We start from the raw sequence: 17,180 nt of genomic DNA on the forward strand, positions 1-17,180 counted from the left end.
TGGCGTTCTCATCGGACCAATTAGATAACAGTTGTCGACAACCGTAAACAATCATTCCTCGCGTTGGGACCCGACGACGCGCCGCACAACCCCGCCGCAGGTCGTGGCCGTGCCTCCCGCCTCCAGGACTCCGGACACCGCCTCACCCTGGCAGCGGGGCCCGGTCACCCCGAAATCCGTGCGGGGTGAGGCAAGTAATCATCCTGGCTTCATCTAGCGGCCGGCATTGGCTGAATTGCTCCGATGGTGTGCTGGGCGCACCCCGGTGCCGGCGCGGCCTCGCACGGGCCCGACGTGAAGGAGCGCGATGAACCCGGTGGTGGAATCTGCGGTGCTGACAGCACTGGAGCACGAGGCCGGGGCCGAGCGCGTCCGGGAGATCGTCGGCCGCTACCTCGCCACCCTGGAAGAACGCCTCTACTTTCTGCGTGGCGCGTTGGCCGCCTACAACAGCGCCGACGCACTGGTCACGCTGCGCGGACTGCGCCGGGCCAGCACCGTCGTCGGCGCCCATCAGCTCGCCGACCTCGCCGACTCGCTCGAGCCGAGCCTGCGGCGTGGCAACTTCCGGCCCGCCCGGGACGCACTGCCCGAGCTGCTCCAGCTCGCCGCGGGCACCAAGGCGGCCCTCACCCCGGTGCTCGGCACCAGCATGGTGACCACACCCTGACCTGCTAGCGCGAGTCTCGACCAGGTCACCGCCGCGGCAGGGGGCGGCGCTGGATGGTCGGGCCAGGTCCCCGGCGGGGCCGCGGGCCATGATGGGCTCCATCATGACTTCCGCTCCACGCACCCGGGACGCCGACGGGCCCATGTTCCCGTTCCGCACAGTGGTGCTCGGCGCGCTGCTGCCCTCACTGGTCTTCGCGATCGGCGTGGGCGCGATGCTGCCGATCATCGTCCCCTCGGCGGTAGGCCTCGGCTCCAGCCTCGCGGTCGCGGGCGTGGTGGCCGCACTGCTGCCCGTCGGGCAGATCCTTGCCGACCTGCCGGCCGGCTCCCTCGCGGCCCGCGTGGGCGACCGCCGGGCGATGATCCTGGCCGGCGTCGTCGCCGCCGGCGCGTTCGCCGGTGCGGCCGCGGCCACGAGCCTGGTTCTGCTCGCCGTCGCCGTCCTTGCCACCGGCGCCGCCGCGGCGGTGTTCAACCTCGCCCGGCACTCCTACCTCACCGAGATCACGCCACCCCTGCGCCGGGCCCGGGTGCTCTCGACCCTCGCCGGCGTGCACCGCATCGGCCAGTTCCTCGGGCCGTTCGCCGGCGCCGCCGTCATCCACGGCGGTGAGCTGGGTTACGCGTACCTGCTCGGTGTCGGGACCGCGCTGGCCGCCACCGTGACGGTCGCCCTCGCCCGCGACGACACGGCCCGGAGTGCGCTGCCCGCCGCCGGGACGCTGCGTCAGCGCCGCGCCGCAGGGCGCGAAGCCCGACGGGCCCACGCTGGCCCGTCGATGCTCGAGGTGCTGTACGCGCACCGGAAGGTGCTCAGCACCCTGGGCGTCGCGGTGCTCCTCGTGGGCGCCGTGCGCGGGGCACGCCAGACGGTCCTGCCCCTCTGGGGCGAGTACCTCGGTCTCGACCCCGCCACGACCTCGCTCATCTTCGGCCTCGCCGGTGCCGTCGACATGCTCCTGTTCTACCCGGCGGGCAAGGTCATGGACCGGATGGGCCGGCTGTGGATCGGCGTCCCCTCCATGCTGGTGATGGGCGCGGCCATGATCGCGCTGCCCTTCACCCACACCGTCGCGAGCATGTCCGTGGTGGCCGCTCTCATGGGGCTGGGCAACGGGATGAGCTCGGGCATCCTCATGACGCTCGGCGCGGACGTCTCGCCCGCGTCCGGCCGCGCCCGGTTCCTGGGCGCCTGGCGGGTGCTCCAGGACAGCGGCGGTGCGCTCGGCCCGCTCGTCGTCTCCGCCGGCGCCGCCCTCGGCTCGCTCGCTGCCGGGATATGGGTCACCGGTTTGCTTGGCGCGGGGGCCGCGGCCGCGCTGCTGCGGTGGGTGCCCCGGTGGTCCGTCCACGCCAACCGCACCACCCGCCGCCAGGCCGGACTCATCACATGACCAGGCCCCACGGCGCAGCGCGCGTCACCCTCGGCCGCGCCGCACGCACGGGCAACGACGGCTGCGGCGCCGAGGCCCGTCGGTCACCGGGGGAGGGGTCTCGGTGCCGTCCTACCGCGTCAGGCTGAGCGTCGGGACCCTGCTGCCCGGAACCGAGCCGGAGTCCGTCCTGCCGGCGGCCGCCGACGCGGCGGCCGCGCTGGCCACGGTCGAGGCCCGTGAGGTGGCGGTCGTGCGCGGCGAGGCGGTGGTGAGCGTGCGGTTCACCGCCGACGAGGACGGAGACGCCGACGACGTGGCCGGTCGGGTCGAACGTGCGGTCCGGACGCTCGCGCAGGTCGGTCGGGTCCGTTTGGAGCGTCGGGCGGGCAACCGCTGGTTCTTGGTGCGCTGACTGCGGTCCCTAGCGCGCCGTCGGACCGTTGCCGGCGGTCTCCGGCTCCTCCCGCCCGGCCGGCGCAGCAGCGAGCCGTCCGCGGCGCGCCCGGCGCTCGTGCACGAAACCCCACCCGATGGCGAGTGCGCCCATGGTCAGGCCGGCGAGGCACACGCCGAGGTACCGCTGGGGCACCGCACCCCGCCCGATCAGGATCGCGACCACCGCGGTGGCCACTGCCCACACCAGCGTGCCGGCGACGGTCATCGTGAGCGCGTTGACCTTGGCCGGCGGGGGGTCCGGCCGCCGCTCGAACAAGTTGAGGTCGGGCATGACCCGATCCTAAACGGCAGGCCGCCACGGCGGCGCGAAGCGAATCGATCACCGCCGGCGCAAAACGTGAGACGCACTTCCCGATATGTGGTCGTTGTGGGACCATCGGCCGACGTGAGCACTGCTGCGCCGAGCGCGCCCCCCACGTCCGTCGGTCGTCTGGACCGCTACTTCCGCATCACCGAGCGTGGCTCGACCGTGGGCCGCGAGGTACGAGGTGGCATCGTCACCTTCTTCGCGATGGCCTACATCCTCGTACTCAACCCGCTGATCCTGTCCACGCCGGACTCCACGGGCGCCTTCCTCGGAGGCGGGACGGACGGGCCCAACCTCCCCGCGGTCGCCGCCGGTACCGCGCTCGTCGCGGGCCTGATGTCCATCCTCATGGGCGCCGTCGCCAACTACCCGCTCGCGCTGGCCGCCGGGCTCGGGATCAACGCCCTGCTCGCCTTCACGATCGTGCAGATGCCTGGCATGACGTGGGGCGACGCGATGGGGCTCATCGTCCTCGAGGGCCTCGTCATCCTCGTCCTCGTCCTCACCGGGCTGCGGCAGGCGATCTTCCGGGCCGTCCCGCACCAGCTCAAGGTCGCCATCTCCGTCGGCATCGGCCTGTTCATCGCCCTCGTCGGCCTGGTGAACTCCGGCATCGTGCGCACCGGTGGTGGCACCCCGCTCCAGCTCGGCGTCAACGGCTCGCTGTTCGGCTGGCCGTCGATCGTGTTCATCGTCGGCCTGTTCACCATCGCGATCCTCATGGTGCGGAAGGTCCGCGGAGCCATCCTCATCGGCATCGTCGTCGCCGCGGTGCTCGCCGCGATCATCGAGGCGGTCGGGGACCTGGGCATCCTGTCCCCCGAGGACAACCCCGGCGGGTGGAGCCTCACCGTCCCCGCCCTCAACGGCTCCCCGGTCCAGGCACCCGACTTCGCCACGCTCGGCCAGTTCTCCCTCTTCGGTGCCTTCGAGAAGATCGGGCCGCTCGCCGCCCTGCTGCTCATCTTCTCCATCATGCTGGCCGACTTCTTCGACACGATGGGCACGATGGTCGCCATCGGCGCCGAGGGCGACCTGCTCGACGCCGAGGGCAACCCGCCCAACACCCGCCGCATCCTCGTGGTCGACTCCATCGCCGCTGCAGCCGGCGGTGCCGCCGCGGTGTCCTCCAACACCAGCTACATCGAGTCCGCCACGGGCGTGGGCGACGGCGCCCGTACCGGCCTCGCCTCGATCGTCACGGGCATCGCGTTCCTGCTCGCGACCTTCCTCTCCCCGCTGGCCGCGTTCGTCCCGTACGAGGCCGCCACGCCAGCCCTGGTCATCGTCGGCTTCCTCATGATGATGCAGGTCACCGAGATCACCTGGCGCGACGCCGCGATCGCCATCCCGGCGTTCCTCACCATCGTCCTGATGCCCTTCTCGTACTCGATCACCGTGGGCATCGGCGCCGGCTTCGTCGCCTACGTCGTGCTCGCTGCCGCCAAGAAGGGCGGGGCGCGCCAGGTCCACTGGCTGATGTGGGTGGTCGCCGCCCTGTTCGTCGTGTACTTCGCGCTCGGGCCGATCGAGAACGCCCTGGGTCTCTGAGCCGGTCCGGCCGCTTCGGCCGGTCGCTCCTCCTGGAGGCCCCCACCCGCGAGCAGTCGCGGGTGGGGGCCTCCGCGCATCTGCCGGCCACGCCAGGGCGAGACTCCCCGCGACGGCGCCCGAGCAGGCCCATGCTCACAGTGCGCAACCTCACCGCACCTCCGGTAGTTACCTCTAGTAATTAGCGGTGCTAACGATCTAGCATGGCACCGGTATGTCAGACAACCTTTCGTCCCGTGCCGGTCGACCCGACCTGGCGACCAACGTGCGCATCGCTGTCCTGCGCCTCTCCCGCCGGCTTCGCAGTGAGTCCGGCGCGCTCACGGAGGCCCAGCACTCCGTGCTGTCCGCCCTCGTCCACATCGGACCCATGAGCCCGGGCCAGCTCGCCGAGCACGACAAGGTCCAGCGACCCTCGATGACCCGCACGGTCGCCGCCCTCGAGGAACGTGGGCTCGTCACCCGGGCGGCCAACCCCGACGACAAGCGGCACGTCGTCGTCGCGGCCACCGAGGCCGGCCGGGAGCTGGTCAAGGAGATCAAGCGCCGCCGCAACGCCTGGCTGAACAAGGGCCTGGCTGGGCTGACGCCGGCCGAGCGGGACACCGTCGCCCAGGCGGCCGTCATCTTGCGAAGGATGGTGGAGAAGTGACCCGTACCTTCTACTCGCTGCGTTACTTCAACTACCGCCTCTGGTTCGTCGGTGCCCTCGTCGCCAACGTCGGCACGTGGATGCAGCGGGTGGCCCAGGACTGGCTGGTGCTCACCGTCCTCTCGGACGACTCCGGCTTCGCCGTCGGCATCGTCACCGCCTTGCAGTTCCTGCCGGTCCTGCTGCTCAGCCCGGTGGCCGGTGTGCTCGCCGACCGGCTGCCCCGCCGCAAGCTGCTCATCGGCACCCAGGCCGGGCTGGGAGTGCTCGCCGCCGGCCTGGGCGTCATGGTGCTCACGGAGACCGCCGAGCTGTGGCACGTCTACGTCTTCGCCCTGGCGCTGGGTGTGGTCAGCGCGCTGGACGGCCCGGTGCGCCAGACGTTCGTCGCGGAGATGGTTCCCGCGAGCGACCTGCCCAACGCCGTCGGGCTGAACTCCACCTCCTTCAACGCGGCCCGCCTGATCGGGCCGGGCCTTGCCGGGCTGCTCATCGCGGCGGTGGGGCCGGGCTGGGTCTTCATCATCAACGCGGTCTCCTTCGCCGCGACGATCTTCTCCCTGACGCTCATGCGCACCCGTGAGCTGCACGAGCTTCCCCACGCCCCACGCGGCAAGGGACAGGTGCGTGCGGGACTCGCCTATGTGCGACGGCGCTCGGACATCGTGGTGATCATGGTGGTCGTCGGCGTCGTGGGAGCCTTCGGTCTGAACTTCCAGCTCACGTCCGCCGTCATGGCCAGGGAGGCCTTCGGCAAGGGGGCGGGGGAGTACGGCATCCTCGGCTCGATCCTGGCCATCGGCTCGCTCACCGGCGCGCTGCTGGCCGCCCGGCGCAAGCACCCCCGCGTCCGCCTCGTCATCGGTGCGGCGCTCGCGTTCGGGGTGACCATGGGCGTCCAGGCGTTCATGCCCACCTACGAGCTGTACGCGCTGCTGTGCATCCCGGTCGGGCTGTTCTCCCTGACCATGATGACGGCGGCGAACACCGCGGTGCAGATGTCCACCGAGCCCGCTATGCGCGGCCGCGTGATGAGCCTGTACATGATGGTGTTCCTCGGCACCACGCCCATCGGCTCACCCGTGATCGGGTGGGTCTCGGAGGCCTGGGGTCCGCGCTGGTCGGTCGGCGTCGGCGCCATCGCCTCGATCCTGGTGGCGGTGGTCGCGGCCCTGTGGGTCAAGCGGTCCTGGCACGTGCAGGTGCGCTACCAGCGGCTCGGGCGGCCTCACCTCGTGGTGGAGGGCCCGGGCGAGCGGCATGCCCACCAGGCCGAGCGGGCGGAGCGCGAGCTGGCCAAGGCCACCCTCGCCAAGGACGAGGCACAGCAGGGCAGCGAGACGGCATAGTCCGCGCCGCACGGATGGCACCTGCCTTCTAGGGTGAGGTCCCATGACCGAGTCCACCGCCTTCCACGAACAGCTCCTGGCCGAGGAGGCGGAGCTGCGAGTGCCCACATTCGGCAAGGACGACGCCTGGATGCTGGGCAGCCAGATGCGCGCCGCCGCCGCTGAGCGTCGGCTGCCGATCGCCATCGGCATCGTGCTCGCCGGACAGCGCGTCTTCCATGCCGCGCTCGAGGGGTCCAGCGCCGACAACGACGGGTGGTTGGCGCGGAAGACGGCGGTCGTGCTGCGGTACGGGCGCAGCTCCATGGGTGTCGGTGAGCAGTTCCGGGTCGCGGGCAAGGACTTCGACCGCGACAGCCGGCTCGACCCCGCCGCGTTCGCCGCGCACGGCGGTGTCTTCCCGCTGGTCCACACCGGCGGTGCGCTGCTCGGTGCGGTCGGCGTCTCGGGCCTGCCGCAGCGGGAGGACCACGAGTTCGTCGTCACCGAGCTGCGGCGGTACCTCGATACCCGCGCGTGACGGCCGCCCGGACGGGCGCGCGGCCGCCCGCCGACGAGCACCACCGCCCGCATTGCGGCCCCTTCTCCCGCACGTCATCGTGGGTCTACCGACGGTCCCGCACGTCATCGTGGGTCCACTGACACGGGAGGGCAGCTCGATGAGCGAGTCGACGGCGGGCAGCGCCCGCGAGAAGGCAGACGAGGCGAAGGCCCTTGCGGACGCCGCCGCCAAGAACCTGCAGGACACCCGGCTCGACGACGACGCGGTGGCCGACAAGGACGTCGAGGCCACCGGAGTGACGTCAGGCGAGCCGGAGGACAAGCCGGTGCTGCGGACGGACGAGGGGCCCGGCGAGGAGCTGACGGGACCGGGATCGCCCATGTCGTGACCAGGGGTGGGTCACTCATGGCGTGAACCGCCCGCCCATGCTCGTTGCCGCCTGGCACGCCGGGCAGCGGCCGCACCTCCGCACCGAGACGGGTGCTCCGGTGGCCGTTCGGTGCCGCCGTTCGTCCACCAGAGTCTCGAGCCGCGCCCGCCACGTGCGGTAGACCGGCACGACGGTGGTCAGCTCCAGGCTCGTCGTGGTGCCGTTCTGCAGCAGGAGCCGTGCCTCCGTCACGACGGCGACTCCCGCGCGGGTCAGCCCGTCGTAGCAGGCCGCGAGCCGGAGCGACGACTCGTGCCGGGAGCGCCCCGGCGGTGGCACCTCCTGGGCGACCCAGACGTCGTCGTCCCGGATCAGGAGATCGATCCGACCGTGGAAACGTCCATCGAAGAACCCGCCGCCGTGGACGGCCTCGATGCCCGGGCGAAGGGCCGCGAGCGTGGCATCGTGGTGGGCCCTCAGCTCCTCGCCGTCGCGCGGGGCGGGCAGCTCGCACACTCCGGCCCGGCCGAACGCGCCTTGGAGCGCCGCCCGCACGTCGCCGGTGTGGTCCGGCGCCGCCCCCGGTGACCCCGCGTGCCTTGGCGCCGCCGTCCACGCCTCCGTCGCGCTGTCGTCGCCGGCGGTCAGTTCACGCAGCCCGCCGAGGCGCGCCTCGACCTCGTGCAGCACCGCCCACTCGCAGTCCGCGGCGCGCGCGAGGTCGCCGGGCTCCAGCACTGCCTCGCCGTCGAGCACGAACACCGGCCTCACCTCCGATGGCGGTCACCCTGCCACCGGGCGGTGACATCTACGGTGTCGCCACCACCTGGCACTCCTGCGGGGTAGAACCGAAGAGGAGGATCTCGTACCGGGCGGTGCCGCCGGCCGCGACCGTCGGCACGTGGCCGTACCCCGCGGCGACCGGCTCGCCGTCGGCCGTGCACACGGCGCTGACCTGGACTGCCTCGAGATCCTGCGGGAGGGTCGAGGCGAGGCGGCCGGTGATGGTGGGGTTGAGCGGGTCGTCGTGGATGGTCAGCCCGTCGAGCCGTAGGCCCGCCTTCGGCGTCTTGGTGTGACCGGCGCCGGGGACGGAGGTCTTCTCGGCCAGGGTGGCCACCACCGAGTGCGTGGCGTCCAGGGTGGCCACGGTGCTGCCCTCTGGCGCGAAGACGTCGGCCACGAACAGGGTCGACTCGCGGCCGGGGACCTGTACCTCGGCCGTGGAGTCCTTGGACAGGACCGCGCCGTCGGCGTCGTAGGTGGTGATGCCGACGGTCACCCGCACCGTGGCGGCCGTGCGGTTGACGACCGTGCCGAATGCGACGTCGTGCTGGTCCGTGCTGAGCAGGCCGAGGTCCTCGACCGCGACGCCCTCGGCCAGCGCCGCCTTGGTCGAGCCGGGCTCCGCCGCGGACAGGGCGGAGTCGGCAGCCTCGCTGGTGACACCGGCACCGGCGGCGGCGTCATCGGTGGCGACGGAGACGTCCGGCACCTCGTCGACCACCAGGACAGAGGGCTTGGGAGAGGCGCAGCCGGCGAGCACCGCGATCGCACCCACGGCGGCGGCGGCGCGGGCGAGGTGGCGGGGAGCCGGGTGCATCGTGTGTCTCCGGGAGTTTCGGGGTGGTCCTGTCCTAGTATTCGGCATCCTTGACGAAAACATGACAGAACGGTTCACGAACGTTGCCGAACGCACACGGTTCCGGACCGGACCTGCCCCGGTTGGTCACCCCATTCGCTCCAGCAGGTGGTCGACGCAGGCGGTGAGGGCAAGGACGTCGCCCGGGTCGACGGCAGGGAACATGCCGACACGCAGCTGGTTGCGGCCGAGCTTGCGGTAGGGCTCGACGTCGACGATGCCGTTGGCCCGTAGCGTGGCCGCCAGGGCTTGCGCGTCCACCGTCTCGACGAAGTCGATGGTGCCGACCACGGGGGAGCGGTGCGCCGGCTCGGCCACGAACGGTGTGGCGAGCGGGTGCGCCTCGGCCCAGCCGTACAGCGCGGCCGACGAGGCCGCCGTCCGCCCGGAGGCCCAGTCCAGGCCGCCGTTCTCGTTGAGCCAGTCGACCTGCTCCGCGAGCAGCACCAGCGTGGCGACCGCGGGCGTGTTCAGCGTCTGGTCCTTGCGCGAGTTGTCGACGGCGAGCTGCAGGTCGAGGAAGTCCGGCACCCACCGCGAGGCCGTGACCTCGGCCACGCGCGCCAGGGCAGCGGGGGACAGCACGGCGAGCCAGAGCCCGCCGTCGGCCGCGAAGCTCTTCTGCGGTGCGAAGTAGTAGACGTCGGTCTGAGCGAGGTCGACGGCGACGCCGCCGGCGGCCGAGGTGGCGTCCACCACCGTCAGGGCGCCGTCGTCGGCCACCCGCTCGACCGGGGACACCACCCCGGTGGACGTCTCGTTGTGCGGGTAGGCGTAGACGTCGACGCCCTCCGCCGGCGCGCAGCGGGCCAGGTCGCCAGCGGCGGCGGCGCGGATGTCGGAGGCGGCCAGGAACGGCGAACGGTCGGTGGCCGTGGCGAACTTGTGGCCGAACTCGCCGAAGTCGGCGTGCTGCGCGCGCTCGCGGACGAGGGAGAAGGTCGCGGCGTCCCAGAAGGCCGTCGACCCGCCGTTGCCCAGCACCACCTCGTAGCCGTCCGGGGCGCCGAGCAGCGCGGCGATCCCCTCGCGGACGCGGCGCACCAGGTGACGCACGGGCGCCTGACGGTGGGAGGTGCCCAGCACGGTGGTGCCCAGGGCGGCGAGCATGTCGACCTGCGCCGGGCGCACCTTGCTCGGCCCGCAACCGAAGCGGCCGTCCGCCGGGAGCAGGTGGGTGGGGATGGTGACGGTCTCCATGACTGCGGATCATCCCATCCGTCGTCATCCCGTCCGCGCCGGTGTCCACCGCCGCGCGCGAGGGACGCCTGAGCCCTTCGTCCCACTCCCTGCCCGATTTGCACCAGATGATGGGCGGCGCACCTCGATGTGCCGCCCAGCCGATCCACGGAGCCGACGTGACCATGACCGACCTCGCGCCCGCGGGCGCCCTCGACACCGACAGCACCTGGCTACGCCGGGCCGTGCGGCGACCGTTCGCCCTGATGCTGGCCTCGTCCGTGCTCAGCCTGATCGCGTCGTTCGTGCTGTCGGTGGATGCGGTGCGCCTGGCCGCGAACCCCGATGTGGTGCTGACCTGCGACATCAACAGCGCGATCTCCTGCGGCACCGTCGCCCAGGCGTGGCAGGCGAGCCTGTTCGGCTTCCCGAACGCCTTCCTGGGGCTGGTCACGGAGCCGGTGGTCGTCACGATCGCGCTGGCCTCGCTCGCCGGCGTGCGCTTCCCCCGGTGGTTCATGGTCACGGCCCAGGGCGTGTACCTCCTCGGGCTCGTGTTCGCCTACTGGCTCTTCGCGCAGTCGTACCTGGTCATCGGTGCGCTGTGCCCGTGGTGCCTGCTGGTCACCGCCTCGACCACGACCGTCTTCACCAGCCTGCTGCGGGTGAACATCCTTCAGAACAACTTCCGCCTGCGGCCCGGTACCCATGCCCGCGCGATGTCGCTGCTGCGCACGGGTGTGGACTACGCGGCCGTCGTCGTGGTGTTCGTGCTCCTGGCCGCCGCCATCATCGTGAAGTACCACAACGAGCTGTTCGGCTGACGCGCCGGTCAGCCGCGTAGGGCGCGCTGAACCTCCAGCACGTGCGCGGACCAGCCCGCCGTGCGCCCGCACACGTACAGGGCCGCGAGCAGGTTGGCCGGCACGCCGACGTGGTCCAGCAGGACCGCACCCCAGAACAGCGCGCCGGGCCGGTAGCCGGCCGCGTCACCGTCGGCGGCCCGGGCGAGCGCCGTTCCGCCGGCCTGGGCGACCGCCTCGGCCACGTCCAGACGGGCGGCACCCACCCGCAGGCAGGCCGCTCGCAAGAGCTCGCCGCGCGCGTCGTCGGGCAGGTGGGGGTCCCCGAACCCGGGCAGCCTGCCGTCCCGGGCAAGATGTTCCGCGACGACGGCGGCCGGGTCATCGGTGCGTTCGGCCTGCTCCATCAGCGCCAGCGCCCTGGCCGAGCCGCCGCCCCCGAGCGGCCCGCTCGCCACGGCGACGGCGGCCGAGAGGCACGCTGCGACGTCGGCGCCCTGCTCGGCGGCGAGCCGTGCGGTACGGGTGGACGGGGAGAGCCCGTTCTCGGCGAGGGTGAGCCAGAAGGTGTCCAGCGCCGCGACCGCGGCCGGGTCCGCCTCACCGCGCCACCGCACGAGGAAACGCTCGGTGATCGTGCGGGCGAGGTCGACCTCACGCTGCGGCACCGCGGGCACGTCCTCGCCGCGGGCCGACTGGGCGACGAAGCTCAGCGTCATCACCGACGCCCGCGCGAGGTCCTCCCGGGCCTGGCTCGCCGGAATGTCCACGAGGGGCCGGTACGCCCAGACAGGCGTCAGCTGGGCGAGCGCCGACTGCACGTCCACCCGCACGTTGCCCGTGCGCACCGGGAGGTTGAACGGCTCGGCGGGCGGCAGGCCGGACGAGTCCGTGCCGTCCACCAGGAGGCCCCACAGGCGCTCGAACGGGGTGCCGAGCAGGTCCGCGACCGGCCGGCCGCGGTACACCGGGGTGCCGGTCGCGGGCGCCAGCGCGAAGATCGCGGCGCCGTCCGTGCCGTCGCCGGGGGTGCGGGCGTCAGGTGTGGTGGACATCACCGCGCAGGATAGGCGCCCGCGGGCCGGGAGGAAGAATCGGTCCGGCCGGTACGGGGCTCGACCGTCCCGCCGGGCCCTCGGGAGCTGCGGCCCTGCCCTCTTGTCGGCGGACCTCCCTATCCTGGGCCTAGAAGACTCCCGGCGGTGCCGGGCCGACGGCGCCGGGCGGCGTCAGGCACAAGGAGCGTGGGACGCGTGAGCGACCTGATCGACACGACGGAGATGTATCTCAAGACGGTCTACGAGCTTGAGGAAGAGGGCGTGGTGCCCCTGCGCGCCCGCATCGCCGAGCGGCTGGGGCACTCCGGCCCGACCGTCTCGCAGACCGTCGCCCGGATGGAGCGTGACGGTCTGCTCGTGCTGACCGGCAACCGCCAGCTCCGCCTGACGGACGAGGGCCGGGCGCGGGCCACCAAGGTCATGCGCAAGCACCGCCTCGCCGAGCGACTGCTCACCGACGTCGTCGGGCTGGACTGGCCATTCGTGCACGAGGAGGCGTGCCGCTGGGAGCACGTCATGAGCGAGCGGGTCGAGCGCCGGCTCGTCGAGCTGCTCGGCCACCCCCGGGTGGACCCGTACGGCAACCCGATCCCCGGCCTGGAGCACCTGGGCGACGACGCACTCGCGACCCTGCCGCACGTCGAGGTGCGCTCGCTGGCCGACGTCGCGGCCGAGCGCGTGCCCGCCGGGGCGGTGGGTGCCACGCGCAGCGTGGTGGTCCACGCGGCGGTGACCGGGGCGGCGGTGGCCCACGCCGCGGGCGGCGCGGGGGCGGAGTCGCAGACGGTGCCCTTCGAGGTCGAGCTGGCACGGATCGGTGAACCCCTCCAGGTGGACGTCGACCTGCTCGGCCGGATGGCCGATGCCGGTCTGCGCCCGGGTGTGCGGGTAGAGGTGACCGTGCGGCCCGAGCTCGAGCTGGTCTCGTTGCACGCTCCCGGCTCGGACACCGTGCTGGACCTGCCGGAGGACATCACGCGGCACCTCTTCGTGACGCGCTGACGTGCTGATACGGGCCGCGCACGCACGCCGTCCTGGCTCGTGACCGTTTCGTGATCTACGCCACGGTTCGTTACACAACCGTGACATCTGGGTTTGCGACCACGTAGTCTCGCAACCGCCTCATGGAAACCTCCATTTCCGAGGCCCCCGGGCGGGGACCGAACCCTGCCGCCACCCGGGGTTGACCCGACACCGCGGCAGGGGCGGGGGACCCACATCTCGGACCTGGGCATCCAGGCCCTTGGGGTAAAGCGCGGCCGGAGACGGCCCGCCGGGTGACCTCTCACCCGAACCCGACAGCTCACCCCGCAGGCAGCCAGGAGAGGCAGTACGTGACCATCAGCACCAACGTCGACGCGCGCCACCGCGCCCCGCGTCGTCCCAGCACCCCTCTGACCGTGCTCGGCCGGGGCGTCGGACGCAAGGCCCGCCGTGGCCTGGCCGCCGTCGCTGCGTCGGGCCTCGTCCTCACCGTTGCGGCGACGGGCGCCAACGCTGCCCCCGCCGACGGCGACACCTCGGCCATGCCGAAGGTGGACATCTCTGCGGCGGCCGCCGAGGCCGTGACCGCCATGGTCACCACGCCGACCGTGACCGTCCCCGCGGACGTCACCTGGAGCGTCGAGACCGTCACGGCGGAGGCCACCCCGGCCCCCGAGCCGGAGCCGGAGCCCGTCGTCGAGCCCGAGCCCGTCGTCGAGCGCGAGACCGCTGCGGCGTCCCGCTCCGGCGCGCGTGCCGAGCTGCCGGCCGCCACGCAGGCCGCTCCCGCTGCGGCCGCCGCACCGGCGCCGTCGGCCTCGGCCAGTGCGATCGTCAACTACGCCCGCCAGTTCATCGGCACGCCGTACGTGTACGGCGGCGGCACCCCGGCCGGCTTCGACTGCTCGGGCTTCACCAGCTACGTCTTCGCCCACTTCGGCATCAACCTGCCCCGGTCCTCCAGCGCCCAGAGCGGCGCCGGCACCGTGGTCTCGGCGGCCCAGGCGCAGCCCGGCGACCTGGTGTGGTGGCCCGGCCACGTCGGCATCTACACCGGCAACGGCAACCACATCGCGGCCCGCAACCCCGGCACCCCACTGGCGGAGACGCCGCTCTACCGCGCGAACCCGACGTTCATCCGGGTGGCCTGACCTCCGGTCCAGAACAAGGCGTGATCGTCGTCTCGCTCGAGCGGCCCGTCCCTGCAGGGGGCGGGCCGTTCGTCGTAGAGGCGAGGCTGCCGGGTGACCGAAGGGCTGGGACCGGTCGAGCGTACGCACCGGGACGAAGCTCCCCATGTCCCGACCGTGCCGCAACGCCCAGCCGGCTCATTCACCCGCTCAGCCCGACAAACGGGACGCGTTCGAGTCCTCCGAGCATGTCCTGGCCCGGCATGGGCGAGAACGGGGCACAATGAGGTCAAAGGATGACCAAGCGACGGAAGGGCGGGTCATGGCGCACGAGAAGGTAGTGGTCGTCGGCGTCGACGGCTCCGAGGCGAGCCTCGCCGCGGTGGACTGGGCAGTGGCCGAGGCGAAGAGAACCGGCTGGCGGCTCCACATCGTGTGCGCCTACGCGTTGCCGTCCTTCACCGCCGCCTCGCTCGACGGCGGGTACGCCGCCATGGACGACACCGCCATCCAACAGGGCGCGCAGGCCGTGATCGACGAAGCGCTCGCCCGCACCGCCAGCTCCGGCGTGGTCGTCACCTCCGCTCTCGAGGCCGGTGACCCGGCCGGGGTGCTGGTCGACCTGTCCCGCGAGGCGAGCCTGGTGGTGGTCGGCACGCGCGGCGGCGGCGGCTTCACCGACCGCCTGCTCGGCACCGTCTCCTCGGCGCTGCCCGCGCACGCGCACTGCCCCGCGGTGATCGTCCCGGTCCGGGAGGGCCGCTCGTACACGCCGGTGCGGCGCATCGTGGTGGGCGTGGACGGCTCGGACTCGGCGAAGATCGCCCTGCGACGCGCCGTGGACGAGGCGGCCCTGTGGGACGCCGAGCTGTCCGCGGTCGCCGCGGTGCCGATCGCCACCGGCGCCGGCGCCATGGCGTGGCTGCCGGCCACGGTGGACCGCGATGAGGTGCTCGCCGACGTCCGCGAGGGCCTCGGCGTCGCGGTGACCGCCGCGGTCGGCGACCGTCAGGTGCGGGTGCGTCAGCACGCGCTGGACGGGAACGCGGCGGCGCTGATGGCGGAGTTCTCCACCGCCGTCGAGCTCGTCGTCGTCGGCACCCGCGGACGCGGGGGCTTCGCCGGGCTGCTGCTCGGCTCCACCAGCCAGGCGGTGCTGCACCACGCGGCGTCGCCCGTGATGGTGGTGCCCGCCCGCATCAAGGACGAGGGCCTCAGCCCGACCGACGTGCCGTGGAACGCGTGACGGGCCGCATCGACGACCGGCGTCCGTAGCCCGGACGTGCGGAGGGTGCGACGGGTGGGACTCCCGCCGCACCCTCCGTCTCGCGTGCCGCCGACCACGACCGGCACGCCCCCGTGGTGGGCACCTGGGGTGCCCACCATGTCCGTAGGTGGTGCGCTGCTTGGCGCCGAGCAGAAGACCGGTTCTGGCGATCCGCTCCCGCGCGCACCTCTATCGAAGCGCTCCGCGGGCCCCCGCGCACCCGGAACGACCGGCGCAATTTGGGGCAGCTCGCCGTGTCCCGCCCAGATCAGGGCGTGCGCCCCGCCTCCACGGCCTCCTCGTGCAGCACGTCGGTGAGCGTGTCCAGCGCCAGGTGCAGGTCGTCCTCGGCGATGTTCAACGGCGGTGACAGGCGGATCGTCGTGCCGTGCGTCTCCTTGACCAGGATCCCGCGTGCCGCGAGCCGCTGGCACGTCTGGTAGCCGCTCAGGCCCAGCGCGGGCTCCACGTCGAGGCCGGCCCACAGCCCGACCGTCCGGGCGCCCGCCAGCAGTCCCCGCGCCACCAGCACCTCGACCCGCTCGTGGAGCACAACGCCCAGCGCACCGGCCCTGGCCTGCAGGTCACCCGGGGCGAGCAGGTCCACCACGGCCAGCCCGACGGCGCACGCCAGCGAGTTGCCACCGAACGTCGAGCCGTGCGTGCCCGCGCTGAACACCTCGAGCACGTCGCGGCGCCCGACCACCGCGGACACCGGCAAGATGCCCCCGCCGAGCGCCTTGCCCAGGGTGGTGAGGTCCGCACGCACACCGGCGAGGTCCTGGGCGAGCGTGGTGCCGGTGCGGCCCAGGCCGGACTGGACCTCGTCGAGCACGAGCAGCACGTCCGTGGCGGAGCAGAGCTCGCGGAGCCGGGGCAGGTAGTCCGCGGGCGGGACGATGACGCCCGACTCGCCCTGGACGGGCTCGACCAGCACCGCCACGGTCGTCTCGTCGATCGCCGCGGCGACGGCGTCGGCGTCCCCGTAGGGCACGATGCGGAAGCCGGGGGTGTACGGCCCGAAGCCGTCCCGCATCTGCGGGTCCTCGCTCATCGACACCACCGTGGTGGTGCGGCCGTGGAACGCCCCCTCGGTCACCACGATCGTGGCCGCCTCGTCCGGGACGCCCTTGACGTCGTACCCCCACTTGCGGGCGGCCTTCACCGCCGTCTCGACCGCCTCCGCGCCGGTGTTCATCGGCAGCAGCATCTCCGAGCCGGTCAGCTCGGTCACGGCCCGCGCGAACGGCTCGAGGAGCTCGTGCTCGAACGCGCGCGAGGTCAGGGTGATCTTGTCCAGCTGTGCCTTCGCGGCCGCCACGAGCGCCGGGTGGCGGTGGCCGAAGTTCAGCGCGGAGTATCCGGCCAGGCAGTCCAGGTACCGGCGGCCGTGGACGTCGGTGACCCACGAGCCCTCGCCCGTGGCGAGCACGACGGGCAGCGGGTGGTAGTTAGGGGCGAGGGCGCTCGGCGTCACAGCCGCCCCTCGGGGCGCGGGGGCGTGGGGCGCGTCGGGGTGTCCGAGCACGTGAGTCTCCGATCACTGGTCTGATGCCGACGGTAGGGCGCGACGGAGAGGGTTGGGAAGGGGGCGCGCCGCGTCGGGAATCCCAGGTCATGAGACGGTGCCGGTACTAGTGGACGCCGTCGGGCCGCATCGGGTTAGTCTTCCCGGCGATCCCCGCGACAAAGATGGAGCGTGACCAGCATGCGCAACACCGCCGTGCACCGTGCCGCCGACCTCCCGGTCCGCGCGCTGTGCCTGTGCTGTTGTCGCTGACCACTCCTCCCGCGGCGCCGATGCCGCACCCCCGCTCCTCGTCGCGTCCCTGATCGCCTAAGCGGCCGCCCGCGCGCGCGACCTCGAGCCCCTCGTCTCTCT

At 72.8% G+C, this 17,180-nt stretch carries 18 protein-coding genes and 1 riboswitch; of the genes, 12 read left to right on the forward strand and 6 right to left on the reverse strand.

Annotated elements, in window-relative coordinates:
* Positions 1–307: 307 nt before the first annotated feature.
* From FE374_RS02945 to FE374_RS02955, 3 genes are all read left to right on the forward strand, one after another.
* Positions 308–670: a hypothetical protein gene (locus FE374_RS02945; RefSeq protein ID WP_139927167.1), complete on the forward strand. Its 363-nt coding sequence runs from the start codon at positions 308–310 to the stop codon at positions 668–670.
* A 103-nt stretch (positions 671–773) separates the two neighbouring features.
* Complete coding sequence (locus FE374_RS02950; RefSeq protein ID WP_139927168.1) at positions 774–2,066, forward strand: MFS transporter; 1,293 nt, start codon at positions 774–776, stop codon at positions 2,064–2,066.
* Positions 2,067–2,169: 103 nt separating this feature from the next.
* A complete protein-coding gene (locus tag FE374_RS02955) occupies positions 2,170–2,460 on the forward strand; it encodes a hypothetical protein (RefSeq protein ID WP_139927169.1) in 291 nt (96 codons plus the stop codon).
* A 9-nt stretch (positions 2,461–2,469) separates the two neighbouring features.
* On the opposite strand, the gene FE374_RS02960 is transcribed toward FE374_RS02955, so the two are convergent.
* Positions 2,470–2,775: a DUF2530 domain-containing protein gene (locus FE374_RS02960; RefSeq protein ID WP_139927170.1), complete on the reverse strand. Its 306-nt coding sequence runs from the start codon at positions 2,773–2,775 to the stop codon at positions 2,470–2,472.
* 114 nt (positions 2,776–2,889) lie between these two features.
* Here FE374_RS02960 and FE374_RS02965 point away from each other — a divergent pair, with 114 nt between their 5' ends.
* From FE374_RS02965 to FE374_RS02985, 5 genes are all read left to right on the forward strand, one after another.
* On the forward strand, positions 2,890–4,362 hold the full coding sequence (locus FE374_RS02965) for an NCS2 family permease (RefSeq protein WP_223173625.1): 1,473 nt from the start codon (positions 2,890–2,892) through the stop codon (positions 4,360–4,362).
* 214 nt (positions 4,363–4,576) lie between these two features.
* Complete coding sequence (locus tag FE374_RS02970; protein WP_139927172.1) at positions 4,577–5,014, forward strand: MarR family winged helix-turn-helix transcriptional regulator; 438 nt, start codon at positions 4,577–4,579, stop codon at positions 5,012–5,014.
* Entirely contained in the window at positions 5,011–6,363 is a 1,353-nt protein-coding gene (locus FE374_RS02975) for an MFS transporter (protein WP_139927173.1), read from the forward strand. Before FE374_RS02970 ends, FE374_RS02975 begins: the two co-directional genes overlap by 4 nt.
* A 43-nt stretch (positions 6,364–6,406) precedes the next feature.
* Positions 6,407–6,883 (forward strand): heme-degrading domain-containing protein, encoded by a 477-nt coding sequence (locus FE374_RS02980; RefSeq protein WP_139927174.1) that lies wholly within the window; start codon positions 6,407–6,409, stop codon positions 6,881–6,883.
* A gap of 139 nt (positions 6,884–7,022) precedes the next feature.
* Complete coding sequence (locus FE374_RS02985) at positions 7,023–7,253, forward strand: hypothetical protein (RefSeq protein WP_139927175.1); 231 nt, start codon at positions 7,023–7,025, stop codon at positions 7,251–7,253.
* Between the two features lie 15 nt (positions 7,254–7,268).
* Here the strand turns inward: FE374_RS02985 and FE374_RS02990 are convergent, their stop codons facing one another.
* From FE374_RS02990 to serC, 3 genes are all read right to left on the reverse strand, one after another.
* Entirely contained in the window at positions 7,269–7,997 is a 729-nt protein-coding gene (locus tag FE374_RS02990) for a hypothetical protein (RefSeq protein ID WP_139927176.1), read from the reverse strand.
* Between the two features lie 46 nt (positions 7,998–8,043).
* Positions 8,044–8,838: a hypothetical protein gene (locus FE374_RS02995; RefSeq protein WP_139927177.1), complete on the reverse strand. Its 795-nt coding sequence runs from the start codon at positions 8,836–8,838 to the stop codon at positions 8,044–8,046.
* A gap of 126 nt (positions 8,839–8,964) precedes the next feature.
* Positions 8,965–10,077 carry a phosphoserine transaminase gene (gene serC, locus FE374_RS03000; protein ID WP_139927178.1) on the reverse strand — a complete coding sequence of 371 codons (1,113 nt, stop codon included), beginning with the start codon at positions 10,075–10,077 and terminating at the stop codon, positions 8,965–8,967.
* Positions 10,078–10,241: 164 nt separating this feature from the next.
* Here serC and FE374_RS03005 point away from each other — a divergent pair, with 164 nt between their 5' ends.
* Positions 10,242–10,880: a vitamin K epoxide reductase family protein gene (locus tag FE374_RS03005; protein ID WP_139931279.1), complete on the forward strand. Its 639-nt coding sequence runs from the start codon at positions 10,242–10,244 to the stop codon at positions 10,878–10,880.
* A gap of 8 nt (positions 10,881–10,888) precedes the next feature.
* Here the strand turns inward: FE374_RS03005 and FE374_RS03010 are convergent, their stop codons facing one another.
* Complete coding sequence (locus tag FE374_RS03010) at positions 10,889–11,914, reverse strand: citrate/2-methylcitrate synthase (protein ID WP_139927179.1); 1,026 nt, start codon at positions 11,912–11,914, stop codon at positions 10,889–10,891.
* 198 nt (positions 11,915–12,112) lie between these two features.
* On the opposite strand from FE374_RS03010, the gene FE374_RS03015 reads away from it, so the two are divergent.
* The 3 genes from FE374_RS03015 (at position 12,113) to FE374_RS03025 (ending at position 15,277) form a co-directional block, all read left to right on the forward strand.
* Entirely contained in the window at positions 12,113–12,919 is an 807-nt protein-coding gene (locus FE374_RS03015; RefSeq protein WP_139927180.1) for a metal-dependent transcriptional regulator, read from the forward strand.
* Positions 12,920–13,093: 174 nt separating this feature from the next.
* Positions 13,094–13,249, forward strand: a riboswitch (cyclic di-AMP (ydaO/yuaA leader).
* A gap of 2 nt (positions 13,250–13,251) precedes the next feature.
* Positions 13,252–14,052, forward strand: coding sequence for a C40 family peptidase (locus FE374_RS03020; protein WP_139927181.1), 801 nt, complete (start codon positions 13,252–13,254; stop codon positions 14,050–14,052).
* A gap of 301 nt (positions 14,053–14,353) precedes the next feature.
* On the forward strand, positions 14,354–15,277 hold the full coding sequence (locus tag FE374_RS03025; RefSeq protein ID WP_139927182.1) for a universal stress protein: 924 nt from the start codon (positions 14,354–14,356) through the stop codon (positions 15,275–15,277).
* A gap of 289 nt (positions 15,278–15,566) precedes the next feature.
* Here the strand turns inward: FE374_RS03025 and rocD are convergent, their stop codons facing one another.
* Positions 15,567–16,775, reverse strand: coding sequence for an ornithine--oxo-acid transaminase (gene rocD, locus FE374_RS03030; protein ID WP_223173626.1), 1,209 nt, complete (start codon positions 16,773–16,775; stop codon positions 15,567–15,569).
* Between the last annotated feature and the right edge of the window lie 405 nt (positions 16,776–17,180).

The organism is Georgenia yuyongxinii (assembly GCF_006352065.1).
Taxonomy (GTDB): Bacteria; Actinomycetota; Actinomycetes; order Actinomycetales; family Actinomycetaceae; genus Georgenia; species Georgenia yuyongxinii.

Excerpts from the sequence above, each read along its gene's own strand:
- FE374_RS02985 (WP_139927175.1), top strand. The coding sequence starts at position 7,023 with ATGAGCGAGTCGACGGCGGGCAGCGCCCGCGAGAAGGCAGACGAGGCG.
- FE374_RS02995 (WP_139927177.1), bottom strand. The coding sequence starts at position 8,838 with ATGCACCCGGCTCCCCGCCACCTCGCCCGCGCCGCCGCCGCCGTGGGT.
- FE374_RS02960 (WP_139927170.1), bottom strand. The coding sequence starts at position 2,775 with ATGCCCGACCTCAACTTGTTCGAGCGGCGGCCGGACCCCCCGCCGGCC.
- FE374_RS03025 (WP_139927182.1), top strand. The coding sequence starts at position 14,354 with ATGGCGCACGAGAAGGTAGTGGTCGTCGGCGTCGACGGCTCCGAGGCG.
- FE374_RS02970 (WP_139927172.1), top strand. The coding sequence starts at position 4,577 with ATGTCAGACAACCTTTCGTCCCGTGCCGGTCGACCCGACCTGGCGACC.
- FE374_RS02950 (WP_139927168.1), top strand. The coding sequence starts at position 774 with ATGACTTCCGCTCCACGCACCCGGGACGCCGACGGGCCCATGTTCCCG.
- FE374_RS03010 (WP_139927179.1), bottom strand. The coding sequence starts at position 11,914 with ATGTCCACCACACCTGACGCCCGCACCCCCGGCGACGGCACGGACGGC.
- FE374_RS03005 (WP_139931279.1), top strand. The coding sequence starts at position 10,242 with ATGACCGACCTCGCGCCCGCGGGCGCCCTCGACACCGACAGCACCTGG.
- serC (WP_139927178.1), bottom strand. The coding sequence starts at position 10,077 with ATGGAGACCGTCACCATCCCCACCCACCTGCTCCCGGCGGACGGCCGC.
- FE374_RS02980 (WP_139927174.1), top strand. The coding sequence starts at position 6,407 with ATGACCGAGTCCACCGCCTTCCACGAACAGCTCCTGGCCGAGGAGGCG.
- FE374_RS02945 (WP_139927167.1), top strand. The coding sequence starts at position 308 with ATGAACCCGGTGGTGGAATCTGCGGTGCTGACAGCACTGGAGCACGAG.